General features: G+C 70.8%; 24 protein-coding genes and 1 tRNA gene. 4 read left to right on the top strand and 21 right to left on the bottom strand.

The window, feature by feature from the left end:
• Positions 1-212: 212 nt before the first annotated feature.
• The 3 genes from ACZ4E1_RS10080 (at position 213) to ACZ4E1_RS10070 (ending at position 1,923) form a co-directional block, all read left to right on the top strand.
• Positions 213-830: an RNA polymerase sigma factor gene (locus ACZ4E1_RS10080; RefSeq protein ID WP_467537671.1), complete on the top strand. Its 618-nt coding sequence runs from the start codon at positions 213-215 to the stop codon at positions 828-830.
• Positions 823-1,800: a CU044_5270 family protein gene (locus ACZ4E1_RS10075; RefSeq protein WP_467537669.1), complete on the top strand. Its 978-nt coding sequence runs from the start codon at positions 823-825 to the stop codon at positions 1,798-1,800. The genes ACZ4E1_RS10080 and ACZ4E1_RS10075 overlap by 8 nt, the downstream gene beginning before the upstream one ends.
• Before the next feature lie 38 nt (positions 1,801-1,838).
• Positions 1,839-1,923: transfer RNA gene (locus tag ACZ4E1_RS10070), tRNA-Ser, on the top strand.
• Positions 1,924-2,060: 137 nt separating this feature from the next.
• On the opposite strand, the gene ACZ4E1_RS10065 is transcribed toward ACZ4E1_RS10070, so the two are convergent.
• The 21 genes from ACZ4E1_RS10065 to ACZ4E1_RS09965 all read right to left on the bottom strand — a co-directional run bounded on the left by ACZ4E1_RS10065 (position 2,061) and on the right by ACZ4E1_RS09965 (position 16,645).
• A complete protein-coding gene (locus ACZ4E1_RS10065; protein WP_467537667.1) occupies positions 2,061-3,476 on the bottom strand; it encodes a tyrosine-type recombinase/integrase in 1,416 nt (471 codons plus the stop codon).
• A 59-nt stretch (positions 3,477-3,535) separates the two neighbouring features.
• Complete coding sequence (locus ACZ4E1_RS10060; RefSeq protein ID WP_467537666.1) at positions 3,536-3,724, bottom strand: helix-turn-helix transcriptional regulator; 189 nt, start codon at positions 3,722-3,724, stop codon at positions 3,536-3,538.
• Positions 3,725-4,186: 462 nt separating this feature from the next.
• Positions 4,187-5,662, bottom strand: coding sequence for an ATP-binding protein (locus ACZ4E1_RS10055; RefSeq protein WP_467537664.1), 1,476 nt, complete (start codon positions 5,660-5,662; stop codon positions 4,187-4,189).
• Positions 5,663-5,664: 2 nt separating this feature from the next.
• Positions 5,665-6,525, bottom strand: a complete 861-nt coding sequence (locus ACZ4E1_RS10050) for a bifunctional DNA primase/polymerase (protein WP_467537662.1) — start codon at positions 6,523-6,525, stop codon at positions 5,665-5,667.
• 398 nt (positions 6,526-6,923) lie between these two features.
• The gene (locus tag ACZ4E1_RS10045; protein ID WP_467537660.1) at positions 6,924-8,339 is read right to left on the bottom strand and encodes a DNA cytosine methyltransferase; all 1,416 of its coding nucleotides are present in this window, start codon (positions 8,337-8,339) and stop codon (positions 6,924-6,926) included.
• Between the two features lie 85 nt (positions 8,340-8,424).
• On the bottom strand, positions 8,425-8,799 hold the full coding sequence (locus ACZ4E1_RS10040) for a hypothetical protein (RefSeq protein WP_467537658.1): 375 nt from the start codon (positions 8,797-8,799) through the stop codon (positions 8,425-8,427).
• A 23-nt stretch (positions 8,800-8,822) separates the two neighbouring features.
• A complete protein-coding gene (locus ACZ4E1_RS10035; RefSeq protein WP_467537656.1) occupies positions 8,823-9,098 on the bottom strand; it encodes a hypothetical protein in 276 nt (91 codons plus the stop codon).
• Positions 9,095-9,370 (bottom strand): hypothetical protein, encoded by a 276-nt coding sequence (locus tag ACZ4E1_RS10030; protein WP_467537654.1) that lies wholly within the window; start codon positions 9,368-9,370, stop codon positions 9,095-9,097. The genes ACZ4E1_RS10035 and ACZ4E1_RS10030 overlap by 4 nt, the downstream gene beginning before the upstream one ends.
• On the bottom strand, positions 9,367-9,567 hold the full coding sequence (locus ACZ4E1_RS10025) for a hypothetical protein (RefSeq protein ID WP_467537653.1): 201 nt from the start codon (positions 9,565-9,567) through the stop codon (positions 9,367-9,369). Before ACZ4E1_RS10025 ends, ACZ4E1_RS10030 begins: the two co-directional genes overlap by 4 nt.
• Before the next feature lie 10 nt (positions 9,568-9,577).
• Positions 9,578-9,763, bottom strand: a complete 186-nt coding sequence (locus tag ACZ4E1_RS10020) for a hypothetical protein (RefSeq protein WP_467537651.1) — start codon at positions 9,761-9,763, stop codon at positions 9,578-9,580.
• Positions 9,754-9,888, bottom strand: a complete 135-nt coding sequence (locus tag ACZ4E1_RS10015; protein ID WP_467537650.1) for a hypothetical protein — start codon at positions 9,886-9,888, stop codon at positions 9,754-9,756. The genes ACZ4E1_RS10020 and ACZ4E1_RS10015 overlap by 10 nt, the downstream gene beginning before the upstream one ends.
• A complete protein-coding gene (locus ACZ4E1_RS10010) occupies positions 9,888-10,181 on the bottom strand; it encodes a hypothetical protein (RefSeq protein WP_467537648.1) in 294 nt (97 codons plus the stop codon). The genes ACZ4E1_RS10015 and ACZ4E1_RS10010 overlap by 1 nt, the downstream gene beginning before the upstream one ends.
• A gap of 141 nt (positions 10,182-10,322) precedes the next feature.
• A complete protein-coding gene (locus ACZ4E1_RS10005) occupies positions 10,323-12,569 on the bottom strand; it encodes a cell division protein FtsK (protein ID WP_467537646.1) in 2,247 nt (748 codons plus the stop codon).
• Positions 12,570-12,658: 89 nt separating this feature from the next.
• Positions 12,659-12,991: a hypothetical protein gene (locus ACZ4E1_RS10000; protein WP_467537645.1), complete on the bottom strand. Its 333-nt coding sequence runs from the start codon at positions 12,989-12,991 to the stop codon at positions 12,659-12,661.
• Positions 12,988-13,638, bottom strand: coding sequence for a GGDEF domain-containing protein (locus ACZ4E1_RS09995; protein WP_467537643.1), 651 nt, complete (start codon positions 13,636-13,638; stop codon positions 12,988-12,990). The genes ACZ4E1_RS10000 and ACZ4E1_RS09995 overlap by 4 nt, the downstream gene beginning before the upstream one ends.
• Positions 13,635-14,636, bottom strand: coding sequence for a DUF2637 domain-containing protein (locus tag ACZ4E1_RS09990; protein ID WP_467537641.1), 1,002 nt, complete (start codon positions 14,634-14,636; stop codon positions 13,635-13,637). The genes ACZ4E1_RS09995 and ACZ4E1_RS09990 overlap by 4 nt, the downstream gene beginning before the upstream one ends.
• A complete protein-coding gene (locus tag ACZ4E1_RS09985) occupies positions 14,633-15,235 on the bottom strand; it encodes a hypothetical protein (RefSeq protein WP_467537639.1) in 603 nt (200 codons plus the stop codon). Before ACZ4E1_RS09985 ends, ACZ4E1_RS09990 begins: the two co-directional genes overlap by 4 nt.
• Positions 15,232-15,525 (bottom strand): hypothetical protein, encoded by a 294-nt coding sequence (locus tag ACZ4E1_RS09980; protein WP_467537637.1) that lies wholly within the window; start codon positions 15,523-15,525, stop codon positions 15,232-15,234. Before ACZ4E1_RS09980 ends, ACZ4E1_RS09985 begins: the two co-directional genes overlap by 4 nt.
• Positions 15,526-15,630: 105 nt before the next feature.
• Complete coding sequence (locus ACZ4E1_RS09975; RefSeq protein ID WP_467537636.1) at positions 15,631-15,804, bottom strand: pRL2-8; 174 nt, start codon at positions 15,802-15,804, stop codon at positions 15,631-15,633.
• 26 nt (positions 15,805-15,830) lie between these two features.
• Entirely contained in the window at positions 15,831-16,229 is a 399-nt protein-coding gene (locus ACZ4E1_RS09970; RefSeq protein WP_467537634.1) for a DUF3307 domain-containing protein, read from the bottom strand.
• Positions 16,230-16,276: 47 nt separating this feature from the next.
• The gene (locus tag ACZ4E1_RS09965) at positions 16,277-16,645 is read right to left on the bottom strand and encodes a hypothetical protein (RefSeq protein ID WP_467537632.1); all 369 of its coding nucleotides are present in this window, start codon (positions 16,643-16,645) and stop codon (positions 16,277-16,279) included.
• 471 nt (positions 16,646-17,116) lie between these two features.
• Here ACZ4E1_RS09965 and ACZ4E1_RS09960 point away from each other — a divergent pair, with 471 nt between their 5' ends.
• Positions 17,117-17,500 (top strand): GntR family transcriptional regulator, encoded by a 384-nt coding sequence (locus ACZ4E1_RS09960; protein ID WP_467537629.1) that lies wholly within the window; start codon positions 17,117-17,119, stop codon positions 17,498-17,500.
• Positions 17,501-17,709: the final 209 nt, after the last annotated feature.

Genomic DNA, 17,709 nt, shown 5'->3' with positions numbered 1-17,709 from the left:
GACGCCGGAGGGGCTGCCGGATCGACCGGCAGCCCCTCCGGCGTTTTCCCGGTCCGTTTTCCCGGTCCGTTTTCCCGGTCCGTTTTCCCGGTCCGTTTTCCCGGTCCGTTCCGGTCCGTTCTCCGTCCGAGGGAACTCGTCACGGCCGAGCGGCGAAGGAGAGGTGAAAGCCCAAGCCTTCGACGCACGTTCCCTGGACGAGAGGAGCCCCGATGACCGGCGAGCCAGGCGTTCGCACGGGGGTGGAGAGCGATGCCTCGGTGATCGCGCGGTCGCGGGACGAACCCGAGGCGTTCGCCGTGCTCTTCGACCGGTACGCGGACGCGGTCCATTGCTATCTGTCCCGCAGGCTCGGCGGCGAGCCGGCCGACGACCTCATGGCGGAGACCTTCACGACCGCGTTCCAGCAGCGGCACCGGTACGACCCGGCGCGGGCCGCGGGCGAGGGCGCCCGGCCCTGGCTGTTCGGCATCGCGACCAACCTGGTCGGCCGGCACCGGCGGGCCGAGGCCCGGCGCTTCAGGGCGCTGGCGCGCGTCCCGGCCCCCGCCGACCACGAGGAACCGCTGGCCGAGCGGGCCGCGGCCCGGGTGGGTGCGCAGGCCGTACGCCGCGAACTGGCGGCGGCCCTGGCCGCACTGCCCGCACGGCACCGGGACGTGGTGCTCCTGGTCGCGTGGGGCGGTCTCGGCTACGAGGAGGTGGCCCAGGCCCTCGACGTCCCCGTCGGCACGGTCAGATCACGGCTGCACCGGGCCCGCGGCAAGCTGCGCGAAGCATTGGGCGGATCCGACCCGACGACCCTGCGAGAGGTGTCCGGCCATGAGTGACGAACTCGAACTCCTGCGGGACTGGGACGCGGACGCGGCCCCGCTCAGCGAGGCGGCCCGAGCGCGGGCCCGCCACCGCCTGCTCCACACGATGACGCGCACCGAGCGGCACCCCGAGGCCGCCTTCGGCCGCCGTCACGCCCTCCGCCTCGCGACCACCGCCGTGGCCGCCGCGGCGGTGACGGGAACGGCCGTACTGATCGCGCGGGACGGCGACGGCGAGGCCGACCGTGCCGGCCCCACACCCTCGGCCACGCAGACCCCGCGGATGGCCGAGGCCGGCGCCGTGACCGTGCTGCACGGGGCGGCGGCCCGACTGGGCAGGGCCGAGACACCCGTGGCACCGCGCGACGACCAGTACATCTACTCGAAGCGGATCATCCGGGAGACGGAGCGGGGCACCGGCAAGGTCAGGACGTACGTGGACACGAACTGGGACTCGGTGGACGGCTCCAGGCGCTCCCTGACCATGGAACTCGGCCATGTGATCTGGGAAGAGCCCATGAAGAAGGGCGAGAGTGTGTGGCCGCCCAGGCAGTGGAGCAAGCTGAAGCAGCTCCCCACCGACCCCGGGAAGCTCGCCTCGGCCGTCATCGGCATCGGCAGGCCAGGCAAGCCGACGAGCGAGTTCACCAAGGACGACTGGTACATGGCCTACTTCCTGCTCGGCGAGCTCCTGAAATGGCCGCTGTTGCCCGAGGGCCTGCGCCCGGCCGCCTACAAGGCGCTGGCCCTCGTGCCCGGGGTCAGAGCGGTCGACGGGGTGACCGACTCCGCTGGGCGCACCGGCGTGGGGATCGCCTCCAGCGACCCGCACGCGAAGGGCCGCTACCTCATCTTCGACCCGAAGACCTACGCCTTCCTGGGCTTCCGTGACGAGCGGATCTCGGCGTCCGGCGACAAGAAGTACGTCCAGGTGTCGCATGTGGTGGACTGGGCGATCGTGGACCGGTTGAGGCAGCGCCCCTAGCCGGTAGGCTGTAGCCGCTCCGCCGCAGGCGGGACACGGGTGGGTTGCCCGAGCGGCCTAAGGGAACGGTCTTGAAAACCGTCGTGGCGCGAGTCACCGTGGGTTCAAATCCCACACCCACCGCATGCAGGTCAGCTTAGGTGCTGGTCAGAAGGGGTGCCCCGTCCTGGGAGCACCCCTTTCGCGTTGGCTCTTGTCTCACCCTTTCTCGCCGGTATCCCAGCGTTGACCAGTACGTATGGGCCATCTGTGGGCCAGGATCAGGCTTCGGGGCTGTCGTCGAGCGCGCGAGAGATCAGGTCGTTGGAGTGCTGCTGACCGCCCTTCAGGATCTTGGCGTAGAAGCGGTAGAGCACAGCGATGCTGTGTCCGGCGCGGGCGGCAACCTCCGCGGGGTCCACCCCCGACTTGATCCAGAGCGAGACACCGGCATGGCGGAGCGAGTACGGCACGGCGGCGAGGTCCGATTTCACCTCACGCGGCGACAGCACCGCCTTTCGCGCGCTCTCCCAGATGTTGCAGTACTCGGTCGAGGGAACGCGCCCACCTCGAGCAGCCCGGAACAGACGGCCATCGTCGGCCGTGCCGTATCGGGCGATGTGCTCACGCAGCAGATGCACGAGAACAGGCGGGATAGGCACTGAGCGAGTTGCACCGAGCTTCCGGCGCTTCAGGCCGCGTTTGTCGTACGACGTGCCGTCGTCCGTCCATCCGCCCCCCACTTCTGGGCGACTCTCCCCCAGCAGGAGTTCACCCCACTCCGTCACGGTCTCCGGCGAGTTCGGCGGCAGAGTGCAGTCCGATTCCGTGAGCGCGACAATCTCTCCCGGCCGCATCGAGGCGTAGTAGAGGCATCCGAAGAAGGCGTGCAGGTGCTCGCCACGCGGTCCGGAGTCCCGGACAGCCCCGAGCAGGGATCTCGCCAGGCGCGGGTCGGGCACGTAGCGGAAGTCGATTTCGTCGTCGCTCTCGGGAGGAGTCCAGTCCACACGGGGCAGCGGATTGGAGGCGAGAAGCCCCTTCTCCTCCACCGTGTAGCGCAAGACGTTGCTCAGGACCATGCGCTTGCGCCTGGCGGTGTTCTCGGCGGCCTTTCCACCATCCAGACGCAGAGAGAGGGCTTCGAGGGCGGGACGAAGTAGGGCCGGGTCCTCCAGGTCTTTGACCTTGATCGAGTGAGCAGCGACCCACTCCAGTGCGGCTCGAATATCCGAGGGGGGTTCCTCGGCGGTGTGCCGGGGGACCCACTTCTCTTCCGGCCCCCGAACGGCCCGGAACGCCCACTGGTAGAGGGCGGCACGAAGCACGGCAGGGCGGGGCGCTCCCCGTTTGCTGGTGACGAGTACGGGCGTCACGACGGCCAGCGATTCGGCGATGCTCGCCCGATGCTTTGCGGCGGCGCGCGGCCACTTCATCAGCACGTACTCCGTCACGTGGTCGTACCAGGACGGCGAGGTGAGGGCCATCAACTCACTGGCCGGTAGCCCCGTCTCCTCGTCGAACTGCTGCTGGTCCCGGAGCGCGGCCATCAACTCGGAACGCCGGCCGTCGGCTTGGGGCTTGAGCTTGAAGCTCCGCGAGTGCGGGCGTTCGCCAACCCGCCACCGCAGTTCCCACGGTTTGGGTCGTCCTGCGCGCTTGCGGATGGACCAGATATCGACGTCGTACGTGAGCATGTCTCTCCAGACAGAACGAGGGGCCCGCCCTCGGAGCGGGCCCCGGTGAAGCAGGTGGGTCAGGCGGCGTTCTGCTCGCAGCGCTCCCACCATGAGTCGAGGTCGGCGCGGCTGACGCGGACCTGGCCGTTGGGGAGCTTGCGGAGGCGGGGGGCTTGGCCGCGGGCGCGCATGCGGTAGAAGGCGGCGCGGCTCATGCCGATTTCGTCGAGGACTTCGGGGAGCTTGAGCATCTGCGGGCGGGCCACGGTCTGGCTCCTTCGGGGCGCGAGTTTCCTAAGCGGGGATTTCTGCGTCATCACGTCATCTGCGTTCTCGACCACCTGTGACCTGCGGCTTTGAGTGACGGCAGGTTGCGGGGAACGTCACCGGGTGTGTCACCCAGGGGTGACGCTGGTGACGCGTGGTGACCGAGGATTCCGGCGTTGCGTCACCCCTGTTCTGGCAGGTGGCGGCGGGTTTCCGGCCTCTGGTGTCGCTGGTGACGCAGCTTCTTCCTACTTAGGACAAGAGAGGGGGAAGTGATCTTTTGTCTGTCGGTCAGAGAGTGAAGAAGGGGCCGCTTCGCGGCGCGACTTGTGCAGGGCGGCGATGCCGCCGAACAGCAAGAAGAGCACCCGTCGGCGGTCTGCCTGGCGTCCCTGAGCGTCCGTTCCGCGAGCGGCACGGGGTGCTCTTCTTGCTTGTGCCGGCCGCTGGATGGCCCCGGGTCAGAAGAGCGGGGTGCGCGGGGCTTCCTCGGCCGGTTTGGCGCGGGTGAGCTCGATGTAGCGGGCGGTCTTGGTGCGGCCCCAGTCGATGAGGACGCCGCGTGCGGCGAGGGTGGGCTGGAGGCGCTTGAGGCGGTCGGAGAGGACCTTGCCGGTGGTGGGCCAGCCCTTGGGCAGGGGACGGCAGTCCTCGCCGCTGTAGAGGAGGGTGAGGCAGTCCCGCCACTCCGTCGACGTCATCCGCTGCTCGGTCCCCGGCTCCATGCCGGTGGCGTGCTGCAGGACGGTCTGGGCGAGGAGGTCGCCCTCGATGACGTCGTCGTTGAGTTCGTCCAGGCTCGCCCGGTACGCGGCCAGGGACCCGAGACCGGTCGCGGCGTCGAGCTGCGCGCACAGGTGCGCGAAGTCCGCCATGCGCAGGTCGGTGGGGATCTCGGCCTGAGCGGCGCGCACCTTGACGGTGAGGTCGAGCAGGGAGCCGAGCACGACGGGAAGGGCTTCGGCGTACTCCGTCCACAGCTCCGTCTCGGTCCGCCGCATCCTGGGCCGCTCCAGACGCAGCGGGAGGAGGCGTTCGGCGAGGTCGGGGCGGATCACGCCGACGTCGATGCCGGTCATCAGGAGCGGGCGGCGGTAGCGGGCGATGGAGACGTCGCCGTCGGTGTAGAGGGCGCGCTTGACGGTCTCTGCCCCGGTGACGATGCAGCACATGGCGTCCGACATGTCCGGGGTCAGGTAGGAGAGGTTGTCGAGCGCGGTGACCCATCCTGCGGCGACGGCCGCGATCAGGTTCTCCTCGTCCTTCGGCGCGCGGCGCAGGTCGCCGGCCATGCCCTCGATGATGCGGGTGAGCATGCGGCCGGCCGTCGACTTGCCCGCGCCCTGCGGGCCGGTGAGGAACGGCGCGGGGACGGGAGCCCAGGGGCTGAGGCAGCCGATCAGCCACGCGACGACGAGGGACTCGGTCGCGGCGTCGGCGAAGTTGCACAGGCTCAGCAGCTTGTCGATGCCCTTGCCCTGGGTGTCCTTGACCGGGAGCGGCAGTTCCCCGGTGAGCTGCGTGCGGCGCCAGCGCACCTCGTGCGGGTCGGGGACGGTGACGTCCCAGCCGCCCGGGTGAATGCGGACGGACTGGCCGTCGTTGCGGCCCAGGTCCAGCCAGGTGGCGCCGTCGAATCCGGGGGCGACGCGGATGTGTACGCGCTCGACCGGCTCGCGCATGGCCAGTGCTTCGATCATGTCGAGCGCCTCCTTGAGGGCGGTGCCGCTGAACGCGCCGTGGCCGGCGTCGAACAGGCCGACCATGAGTTCTTGGCGGTGGCTTCCCGTCGTGCCCTGAGAGCGGATCGGACGCGCGATCGGGGCGCCGTTCTCCTGGGCGTAGACGGTGCCGTCGGCGGTGCGGAAGTAGCGGAAGTGGGCTTGCGCGTACTCGGTGATGACCTGCCGCGCGGGTGTCTTGTCGTCCTCGGACATCCTCAGATCCCCAACCGGTTGCGGGCGTTGGTCCACGCGTCCATGCAGTGCCGCAGGCCCTCGCCCTTGGCCTGCGCGGCGGCGAACAGCCGCGCCGTGTGCTCCTCGGTCAGGCAGCCACACCGGCCGTGCGCGGACAGCACGGCCAAGAACGTGCCGTAGACCGTGTTGTGCACGGCACTGGACGCCGCGCTGATGCGCGCCTCCGCCATGACGATGCCGCGCTCCAGGTAGCGGGGCGTGCGGTGCGGGCACGGACCCCCAGCGGCCCCCACGGGCGAGCTGGCGGGCACTGGGGCCGGGCGGGGCGCCGGGGGCTTCCTGATGCCGAGCGCGCGCACCGCATCGGGAAGCGGGACCATGCGGCCGGCGCCGGGCCCCAGCCAGCGGGCGTAGGACATACGCGACTTGATGTCCACACCGGGCCGCACACCGTTCACGGACGGCATGGTGCCCGCGTAGATCCAGTGCTGCCCGCGAGTGGTGGGCACGGTCCGCGTCGCCGGAAGGTTCCGGGTCGCCCAGGCGATGGCGTCGGCGTTGTCGAGGTCGACGACGGTCAGGCGCATGCCGCCGGGGTGGTAGGCGATGGCCGTCGCCTCACGCCACGCGCCCGCCCAGGCCGAGGAGGCGATGACGGTGGGGTCGGTGGTGGCGGCGGCCCAGGCGTGGCAGGGGCGGGGGCAGGTGCAGGGCCCGGCCTGCTTCATGTTCGGCCGGCCGCCGCACACGTTCTTGGCGCAGTCCGGGCAGTTCCCGAACGGGGCCTTGTGGATGCGCAGCGGCAGGACGGGCACACCGTCGGCCGCGAGGCGTAGCGCGGTGGCGAGGTGGTCTCGCCGGATCGGGTCGGGATGGGTCATGCTGGAGGTCTCCTGCTCTCTGAGTGGGATGGGAACCCGGGGCGGGCGCGGTCTTGTGGTGAGAGGCGCCCGCCTCGGGCATGTCTGGACATGGGCAGGGTGAGGCACGGCCGTTCGGTGGCCGGCCGTCGCTTGCTGGTTCCAGGGTCTGGAGAATCCCCGGTTTCGGTAACCGGGACTTCGCCCCTACAATCCGCCCGCCCTGCGGCGTCAACTGGGCGGCGGCGAGCCGCTGATATGCGGCTTCGAGCGGAAGCAAGATGGAGGCTCGGAGTGTCCGAGCAAGTTGTATGCACGGAGTGTCCGAGCAAGTTGGTGCGAGAGTCGTACTCCCGTCGGGAGTACGACTCTCGCGTCCTTCGCCCCGGGGGTGGCGAAGGGGGAAAACGAGTCGCGGGTCAGGCTGCGCGTTCGAGGTCCTCGCCGGTGATGGCTTCGGTGACCATGGCGACCAGGTCGCGGGCGGCGGGCGGGGTGACCGCGTTGCCGAGCATGAGGACCTTGGTGCGCTTGTCGTTGGCGAGCAGCCGGTAGGTGTCGGGGAACGCCATCGCGGCGGCGTACTCGTGGGGTTCGAGCATCCGGAAGCGGCACTCGTCGACCGAGGCGACCTGACCGCCGTACAGGGTGCCGTGCCGGTCGATGGTGGTCACGGTTGGCAGCGGCCGACCGGCCGGGCGGGCCTGGCCGTTGCCGTAGTACGGGACGACCAGGTCGGGCGCGGTGACCAGGCCGTGGTGGTTGCCGCCTGCGGTCACCGTGGCGAGCGGGGAGCTGATGGCCCGGTGCGAGGACGACCCGCCGCGCAGTTCGACCATGTACGGGGGCAGCGCGAGCCCGGTCTCGTTGCGGGTGGTCACCGTGCGCAGAGGCGCCGTCGCGGGCGCCGCCTTCTTCCCCTCGCGTCCTTCGACCGGAACGGCGAGCGGGGCGGAGAACGCCTCGAATCCGGCGAGGATGCGGCGCATGGTGTCCTTGGCGAGGGGCCGTTTGCGCTCCCCGATCTGCGCGGCCGGGAGGGTCCAGTCGATGGCGTCGGAGGCCGGGCGGACGGACGGTTCCACGATGCTGTTGCGGCACTCCACACGCGGGCAGCGCCACACGTACTGGGCGCGCCGGCCGTAGCGTCCCCACCGTCGGTCGGGCCGCTTGAACCCCTGGATCGCACGGACGGGGCCGTGCTCGTCGCAGGTCGCGTACGGGCGGGTCCACTTGTCGAAGTCCGGCATGCGCTCGCCCTTGCGCCACAGCACCACATACATGCGGTCGCGGGACTGCGGGGCGGGCGGGCCGTAGGCGGCGGCGTGCATGGAGTTCATCCACACGATGCGGTGCTCATATCCCCACGCGTGCAGGGTGGACAGCCAGGCGGAGAAGGCGGCGCCGGGGGCCTGCTCGGGGCCCCACCAGTAGGCGTCGACGACGTTCTCGACGATGATCGCGCGGTAGTTGTGGGCCTCGGCGAAGCGCGGGACGTCGTGCATGGTGGCGCGCGAGCGGATCGCGGTCTCGTCTGCACCGGAGGCGGCGAACAGGCCGTCGGAGAACTCGCCGTGGCCGCGTCGGCGGCCCTTGGCGATGGAGTGGTTGGTGCACTCCGGGGAGGCCCACAGGATGTCGGTGGCGGGGTAGCGGCGGGGGTCGACCTGGGAGATGTCGGCGCAGTCGTGGTCGGCGTCGGGGTGGTTGGCCTGGTGGGTGTCGACGGCGTGCCGGGCGTGGTTGGCGGCCATCCGCACACTCACGCCGGGCACGGAGATCGCGCCGGTCGAGGAACCCCCGGCGCCGCAGAACAGATCGGTCAAGGTCAGCACGTACTTGCTCCTGCTCTCTGGGCGGGATGGGAGAGGCCGGGCGGGCGCGGTCTTGTGGTGGTGGGAGGCGCCCGCCCGGTCACATCTACTGGTCGTCGTCGGTGAGTTCGCAGCCGAGCGGGGCGAGGGCCGCGTGTACCTGGTCGAGTGCGATGGCCAGGTGCTGGGCGCGGCGGATGGCGTTGCGGGTGTGCTGGACGGCGGCTGCGGCGGCCTGGTCGGCGTCGGCCTCGCCGTCAGCGGTGAGGCGGCCGGCGTGCTGGGCGGTGTAGACCGGGGTGAGCGCCTGGGTGATGGCCTGGGGCAGCATGCGGGCCATCCGGGCGAGTGAGGCGATGACGGTGTAGGCGTCGCCGGGGTACTGCCAGTCCTGCCCGGGGGCGAGGGTGGCGTGGTTGAGGCTGCGGACGGCTTCTGCGGCGGTGGCGGCCCAGGACGCGGGGCTCACGTGGGTGCTCATTTTCGGGCTCTCCATCGGTCGGGTCAGAGGTCGGTGAGGGCGGCGGTGGGGATCTCCACGACGTCAATGACGTCGGTGACGTTGGACCAGCGCCCCGGGGTGAAGCGGACGTAGGCGACGTGGAGCGGGGTGCCCGTGCGGTCCGTGGTCTCGTAGACGTGCACGGCGTCGACGCCGGTACGGCTGTTGCGGGCCCGGCGGATGAGCTGGAGTGCGGTGCCGGTGCTGATCGGTTCGGGACGGCAGGTGCGGTTGTCGACGTGGGTGTGCAGCGTCGCGACGGTGCGGCGGGCGTTCATGCGGCCTCCTCGGCGGCAGGGGCGAGGTGAGGTGTCGTGCGGCGGCGATCGGCGAGGACGGTGACCGTGGCGAGCGGCTCCGGCGCCCCGGCGGACTCGGGGACGGGGAGCGGCTCGCCGGGGCCGGGCCCGCCGCCCTGGGGGTGGGCGGCGAGCGCGGTGGCGAGGGTGGCCTCGTGGCGGCGGGCGAGCGCGTGTCCGGCGAGTGTGATCGTGCCGAACACGGCGGCGGGCGCGGTGAGGACGGCGGCGGCGATGAGTCCGGCGTTCACGGCCGCTCACCGGCGGCCTGGTCGAGGAGCTGGGGGAGGTTGCCGCCCAGGATGGCGAGGCGGCGCTCGATGGCCTGCCAGGAGTCGGTGTCGATGGCCATGAGCGCGCCCAGGGTGGCGGGGATGTCGCCGCGCTGGTGGGCGGCGAGGGCGTCGCGGAGTTCGCCTGCGGCCATCAGGGTGGGGTGCTGGGGCATGGCGGTCTCCTCACATGGCCTGGATGGCGTCGATGACGGCGGAGGTGAGCTGGGTGATGGGGCCGGCGGCGCCGGAGTCGGCGAGGTAGAAGCCGAACAGGGCGGCCACGGCGGCGGTGCCGTAGCCCTTGTTGGCGCGCAGGAGCAGGGCGAGGATCAGCCCGAAGAGCAGGACGAGCGAGATGCTCACGGCCATGTCGGGGCTCCCTTCGAGGGGTTGGGCGCGGACGCCGGCTCGGGGGCGGCGTCGGCGCGGGGGCAGGAAGTCAGCAGCAGGGCGAGCGCGATCCCGGCGAGGGCAGCGCGGATGAGGGTGCGCATCAGCGGCTCTTGGCGAAGGGGCGGCCGGCGGCCGGGGCGGTGTCGGTCTGGCCCTCGCGGTAGATGCGCTGCCAGTGGTTGAACAGGCGGCGGCCGACGCGGACGCGCTTGCCGTAGCCGTGGCAGCGGCGGCAGTCCTTGCCGCGCTTGGGGCGGCCCTTGCGGTCGGTCTTGATGGCGTGGCCCATGCCGTGGCACTTACGGCAGTCGCCGTACGGGCTGCCCGCACACAGGCCGATGTAACCGAGCGTGACTATGAGCAGGCAGGCGCTAGCAAGGAGCAGGGGGGTCATGAGGTGCCCTCCAGGGCGGTTTTCGGGGATTCCCGCAGGTGAGGTGCTAGATACGAGTTCCCTGATCAGATCGGGAATAGGGTGCTAGCGGAGCTGCTAGGTCTAGCAGCGCTGCGGTGCTAGACCTAGCAGCGTTCCGCGTCATCCCCGGCCGGGCTTTCCGTCACGCTCGGTGATGGCAGCGGTGATGTCGGCGCGGGCGATGCCGCGCCGGGTGGTGCCCTTGCCCTTGTCGCTGGTGGCCCAGACGTCCTGCACGGTGACGCCGTGCGGGCGCAGGTTCTTGGCGACCGTTTCGGCCTTCCACCCGGTGTAGACCTCGGGGCGCAGGGCGGCGAGGCGGGTGGCGACCTTCTCGTTCCACACCTTCTCCTCGTCGACGGCGATGACGCTGAGGACGTCGGCGAGCAGGTCGAACGAGGCTTCCTCGGTCTCGGGCTGCTGACCTGCGGCGTGGCCGGTGATGTTGCCGTACTCCTCGCGCATGGCGCGGGCGCGGGCCACGACCTGCTCGGCGCCGACCGCGTCGACGAACGCGGAGGCGACGATGCGCGGGTCGTCGCCCTCACCGGCCATCCAGCAGATGCCACGGTCGGTGCGGGAGAACATCGTGGCCCGGTATCCGGCCTTGTACATCGAGGTGCCCAGCACCATGTCGTTGGCGGGCTGGGCCATGACCTTGAGGCAGAACCGCAGCACGGCGTTGGCGCTGATGCCGGTCGGCAGCGACTTCGCGTCGGGCCGCTGGGTGCCGAACAGCATCGTCATGCCGAGCGCCGGACCGCGTTTGCCCAGGTCAGTGCAGATTTCCTCGATCTCGGCACCGTACTTCTCGTGCTCGAAGGGGACCTGGCACTCATCGAACCCGGCCACGATCGGGTGCAGACCGAGGCTCTTGTCGTTGGCCAGTTCCGGGGTCACCTTCGACTCCGGGCACCGTGAGCGCGGCAGGCCCTTGATGACCTTCGCCCGCCGGCGCAGCTCCTTGCGCAGCTCGCGCAGGGAGTTGAGGACGTACTCGATGTCCTCGTCCTCGTCGCCCGCCCGGTAGCGGTGGCAGACCGGCTCCAGGGCGCCGAAGTCGCCGGTGCCCTTGAAGTCGAACGCGTGGACCTCCGCGCGCGGGTCGAGGGCGGCGATGAGCAGGAACAGCCGCATCAGGAACGTCTTGCCCATGCGCGGGATCGACCCGACGATGACGGACGCGAACATGAGGGTGACGGTCACGTCCCCCATGCGCTGGTCGTTGCCGAACACGACCGGCTTGAACAGGTCGACCGTGCCCGACTTCAGCAGCGGCCAGGCGGGCTTGGTGGTCTCGTTCATCGGCTTGTCCCCGACCCACAGCACGAGTCGGCCCTCGTGCTCGGTCGGGTCGGCCGACGGCCACACACAGCCGACCTTGCGCCGCAGCCCGGAGGCGAGCGCCTTGCGGGCCTCCATGATGTCCTCCGGGGTGACACCCCACGGAAGGTCGAGGTCGGCCCGGTAGCCGGGCCCGTCGCGGGTGATGTCGGACGTGAACCGCATGCCGTTCATGTCGCCGCCCTTCTTGATGGCGGCCGACAGCTTGGGGTTGCCGATGTTGTCCAGCGCCCGCAGGACGATCGGCGTGGTCAGCTTCTCCAGCTCGGTCTTGAGGACCGCGCGGCTGATGACGGGCTGGTCGGCCTGCCCGCCCTTGAAGCCGGCCGCCAGCACCGCGACGGAGGCGAACAGTGCCAGCCAGCCCGGAGCCAGCACGAACATGGCCAGCGCCAAAGGCACCCCGACCAGCGTCGACACGCCCAGGACCAGCATCCGAAGCCGCACCCGCCTATCCCGCTGACGCGACAGCTTCAGGTACTCGCCGGTGTTCTCGTGCGCGACCTCGTAGGCCCGCAGCGGCGCACCCTCGGTGTCCCACACCCAGCGGTTGGTCTGCGAGACCAGGCGGGCAGCGCCGCGCGGGGCGTCCACGGCCAGCCGCATCGCGTACCAGGGGGTGCGGATCCCGTGATAGGCCGTCGCGTACAGGGCGTTGCCGGTGGCGCGCTGCATCGTGGACACGAACCCGGGCTTGGACTTGAGCCAGGACGGCAGGATCGGCTTGCGCTTGAACGTCGTGATACCGGGCTTCGGGAGCGACGGAGAGTCGGCCATACGCGGCGGCGCCGACTCGCCCGACTCGTCGTCGTCCGGGTCGGCCGACTCAACGGCCGTGCCGTCGGCCGACTCACCGGCCACCGAGTCGGGCGACCCGTCGCCCGACTCGACACGGCTGCGGTCGGCCGACCCGGCACGGGCACTGCGCGCCTTGTCGAGGTCGACCACCTCACCGCCGAAGTCGGCGGCCATGTCGGCTTCGAGATGCTCGAAGAACTCACGGTTGTCGTCGGGGTGATTCACTGAACTGTCCTCCTCGGAGGCTGTAGAAGGGGCCCGGCCGCTGGCTGTAGGAGGTTGAGCGGCCGGACCCCGAGCGGGGTGAGTGCGGTTCACAGCTCGAACAGGCCCGGCGCCTCATCGCCGGCCCCGGAGACAGCACGGCGCGCGGCGCGGGCGGCGGCGGTGTGGCAGTCCGGGCACCACGCCAGCAACTCGCCGGCGGAGAGCGCGGCGGCGGCCACGGCCGTGGCGAGCGGGTCGGCCGGCGCGGCGATGAGCCGCACCAGGTGGCCGTGCTTGCTGGTGTAGGCGTCGTGCTCGTGCGGGCAGCGGCCCTCACCCTTGGTGTGCGGGTTGCCGCATTGCCCGGTGCACTGGCAGCGGAAGCCCGCCGCCCGCATCACCGGGCGCCACGTCGCGATGCCGGTCAGCGGCTCGCTCATGCCGCCACCCCCATCGCGGGAGGGGCGCTGCGGGCGCCGTGGCGGCCCGAGCGTCGCCCGGCGACCGTGGCGAACAGCCGCCCGAGTCCGGCCCGCTTGAGCCCGGCACGGGCCTGCTTGGCCGCGTACATGGACTCATCCGCCCGCCGCAGGAGCCCGGACAGGTCGTCGGCGGGGAAGTCGGCGGCGCGGACCCAGCCGAGCGAGACCGTGGTGGAGACGTTCGGGTCCATCCCGTCGACCGGGCGGGCGAGGATGCCGTGGAGGAGGGCGAGCAGGTCGCCGGCGGCGCCGTGCTCGTCGACCAGGACGGCGGCGAACTCGTCACCCCCGAGCCGACCGGCGACCCCGGAGCGGCCGACGTGGTGCGCCAGCCGCTCGGCGGTCGCCTTGAGGAGCGCGTCTCCGGCGGCGTGCCCGTAGGTGTCGTTGATGTGCTTGAACCGGTCCACGTCGGCGAGCACCACCACCGCGCGCGGATCCTTCAGCAGGACCGTGGCGCGGCGGGTGAACGCGTCGCGGGTACGCAGCCCGGTGAGAGGGTCACGCCGCGCCACGTGCAGGCGACGGCGCAACCGGCTGACGTGAAGCCACCATCCGGCCACGAGCGGCACGGCCGTGGCCAGCGCAGTTAAGAGCGCGCTCATGCCGCTTCCTCCTGCTCAGAATCGGCGGAGTGTTCCTCCTGCTCGGAGCCGACGGAGTGCAGGGGCGCCTTGGCGCGCTCGCCCAGGAGGGTGTCCCGGATCTCCCGGGCGGGCTTGGCGCCGCAGTTCAGCGCCTTGCGGAGGGCCTCAGCGTTGATGTCGGCGTCCGCCCAGCCCTCGGTGACCTTCCGGGCCTCGGTGAGCGACTCGTCGAACGAGCGCCGCGCAGGCGCCTTGGCCTTCCCGGCGCGGCGGCGCGGTGCGGCCGGCGGCTTGCTCGGAGGCTTCGGCGTCTCGTCCTTCGGCTCCTCGACAGGCTCAGGCTCCTCGATCCCCTCGGGGGCGAGGTCTCCGAGCTTGAGCAGGACACGGGCGCGGCGTGGCGTCTTCCAACGCCACATCCGGCCGTGTTCCTCGCGCAGGTCCGCGCGGGCCAACTGCCGCTCCCGCTCGCGGGCGAGGGCGTCGGCGTAGGAGGTGATCTCCCACAGTGTCATGCGCCGCCACAGCGCGAACGTGGTGACGGGGGCGAGGAGCCAGCGGGTGAACCGGATCTTGTCCATCCGGCGGCCGGTCGCGGCCCCGATCCGTACGGCGTAGATGTGCGCGCCGATCTCGGAGAAGACCACCCACAGCAGCGGCATCGTGCCGTGCGCAAGCTTGGCCCACACACCCTCGCCGGCGGCGACGTTCAACCCGCAGGTGACCAAGGTGAGGATCCAGGGCACAAAGCGGACCCAGGCCAGCGCCATGTCCATCCGGATCAGCAGCAGGTTGGCGACGCTGAACACGGGCACGGCCACGTCGATCCCGACGGGCAGCATCCACGGCTCGGCGAACCCCCAGCTCTGCGCGGCGGAGGAGACCGCGTCGAACGAGGCGATGAAGCCGAGCGAGCCGACTCCGGCCGCCGCAGCGGCACCGAGCCCGGCCAGCCCCAGTTCCGGACGCGTCAGCGGCGGCACCGCCGGACGCTCGGGCGTCACGATGTCAGTCATGCCGCCACCGCCTCTTCGAAGACGGGGTTGGTCATGCCGGTCAGGGCTGCGATGTCGTCGCCGGTCAGCTTCGTGTTCTCGTCCATCGCGTGGGCCACCGTGCGGATCTCCCGCCACAGGTGGGCGATCTTCCGTCGGGCCATGCCCTGCACCATCGGCCAGGACTTCCCGCCAGCCGGGACGTGGTCCGACGCGATCGGGAAACCGTGCTCGGTGAGCATCGCGATGGCCTGCTCGCGGTCGTGGGCAGCGGCGCAGGCAGCGGCCCGCTCCGGCGTCCACAGGCCGTAGGCCATCAGGTAGTTGACCTCACTGATGGTTCCGGCGGCGGCCATCGCGGCGAACCGCCACGCGTGCAAGCCCCGGGCACTCCAGGCGGTGTTCCCGGTCAGGCGCCAGCCACCCTCTTCGGGCTCCCAGGCGATGACCTCGCTGGTCAGCACCCCCATGCCGTAGGCCATGGCGAGCACGGCGTGACCGGCCTCGTGGAAGGCCATGCCGAGACGGGCCTGCTCGTAGGTGAGCGGCATGTTGAGCACCGGCTTGGGCTTGCCGAAGTAGTCGTTGAGCAGCTCGGGCGCGGGAGCGGTCGCCATCATGCCGCCACCGCCTTCCGGACCCGGCGGGTCCGGGCGGGACGCGGGGCGAGCGGGACGACGTTGAACAGGTCGGCCGCGTGCTGCTCGATCGCCGTGGCGGCGACGCGGATCGCGTCGTCCGGCATGCCGGGGTTGTCGGCGATGATGTCGCGGGCCGCGTCCAGACGGGCCGCGCGCTCCATCTCGCTCTCACCCTCGGCCCCGAGCCACAACTCAACCGGGGTGCCGAGGGCCAGTTCGATGAAGTCGGTGCTGGTCACGGCCTGGTGGCCGCTGATGTACGAGCGCATGACGAAACTCCTGATCACGGTGGGATGGGAGAGGACGGGGCGGGCGCGGTCTTGTGGTGAGAGGCGCCCGCCCCGATCGGAGGGGCAGTCAGAGAGCGGCGATGGTCACCGCCGGTCGGTGCCCGGGCAGCCGTTGACCATGTGGTCCACGCACTGCGGGCAGTCCTCCCGAGGGCCGAGGCCCCGGTGAACGGCGCGGCTGTTGTGGGCGTGCTCCCAGCACTGCGGGCACTCACCCTTGGGCGTGGACTTGCGAGCAGACGATCCGAACAGGCCCATCACAGGCCCCCTTTCGGTGTCGTGGGTCAGGACAGGCCGGTGATGGCCAGGGCAGCGACCGCGAGGGCGGTCAGATGGGCGGTCTGGTCGACGTGGGCGGCGCCGCCGTGCTGGGCGAACCCGGCCTGCCGGGCGAACGCCATCCAGCGGGCCACCGGCCAGCGCCGGTCGATGACCGAGTGCGTGACCCCGATCCAGGCGACGCCGGCCGCCACCGCGATGCCGTTCAGGTGCAGTCCCAGCACCGCCTCACCGATGGCGAGCGCGAGCAGAGTCACGGCGACGTGGGTGAGGGCGTGGGCGATGTTCGCCCGCCACCCGCAGGACCCCGCGCCGGCCTTGTGCGCGGCCTGGTGGTCCGTCTGGAGCGGGTAGTCCGACAGCAGGTGAGCGACGTAGAGCAGGACGAACAGCGAAGCGAACACGGGCTTTCTCCCTGGTCAGTGGCGGAGGGGCGGGAGGGGCGCGGCGGTCAGACCTTGACGCGGCGGGGGCGGTTGAAGATGCCGACCAGTCCGCCCGCGACGGTGGTGACCGAGGTGAAGACGACGAAGAGCGTCATCGTCCAGTTGGCGCCCAGGCCGCGGACGTAGTCGCCGTTGGCGATGCCGGCGGCCATGGCGACCACGAAGAACAGCAGGGTGGCGATGGCGCGGGCGGAGGTCATGGGCTTGAAGCCGCGGGCGACGACCTCGATGTCCGCCGGGCGGACGGGACGCAGGACGCCCCCGTTCACCTGGACGTCGACCACGTTCCCGGCCCGGTGGTTGGCCAGGCCGGCCACCGTGCCCAGGGCCTTGTCACTGCGGACGCGGACGACGTCACCGATGGCGAGCAGCATGGAAGTTCCCCCTCGAACGTTGTGGTGGACACCGGGACTCCGGCTCCCCTCAGCGCCGCTCGTACGAGACGAGCGGCGGAGGCAACCGGCCGCCGCAACAAACGCGGCGGAAGGGTGGAGGTTCAAAAGCGGCCGAAGCCGCCAAAGTTCTGCGGATGCCAGATCAAGCAATGCCGTCACCGCCCCGAAGAGCGGATCAGGGCAGGTCACCCGGCCCGACATGGGCGGTCGGGATGGTGACCCGCACCCATCGACCGCACGTGTTCATGCGGCTGGGTCGGCACTCTGTTGAGTTGTTGCAGCGCGTGCTCCGGGCCGTGCATCCGGGCGCTGTGCATGCAGGTCAAACACCCCTGCTCGGCAGCGACCTAGGTCGCTTGCCGTTGATGAGAAAGCTACCTAGGTCGCTTTGGGTCGTCAAGTGGTCTGGCGAACGGATCGCAAACGACCTAGGTCAAGTACGCTTTCCTGGTGGACTCACAGACGAAGAGGAAGCTCAACGCCCGCGAGATCGCGGCCAGGGTCAGAGACGAGATCGCCGCAGGGACGTTCGGCCCTGGAGATCGCCTCCCTGGCGCCCGGGCCTATGCCAAGAAGCTCGGCGTAGCCCTGATGACGGTGCAGAACGCCTACGCCCAGCTCCAAGACGATGGGCTGGTCGAAGGCCGGACGGGGAGTGGAACGTATGTCCGCGACCCCGCTCCCGGCGAGCAGGAGCCCCGTGAAGCCGCGCAGCGACTGACCGATCTGCAAGCCGAGGTCGCGCGCGTCTCCACCGAACTGGCCGGCCTTGTCGAGCGCGTCAAACAGCTTGAGGCGGTCGTCGCCCCCGCCGAGCAGAAGCCCGGCGCCTAGCGGCTCTCGCGGTGCGTTCGTCGTCATGCGTAAAGCGTGTCCTGGCGAGCGCGCCGTGAGTACGTACTCCTGCCGCCCCTGCACCGAACTAATCCGAACTTTGGCTTCTTCCTAAGGGCTGTCCCGTAAATGATCTTCAGGAAGCGGGGTCTGGTTCAGGCTCGTCGGGCGCTCTGCCTGTCAGTTGCGCTGCCTCACGCCCGTGCAGG

It is taken from the genome of Streptomyces sp. NPDC025806 (genome assembly GCF_055558275.1).
This window is presented reverse-complemented; position numbering and strand designations above follow the sequence as displayed.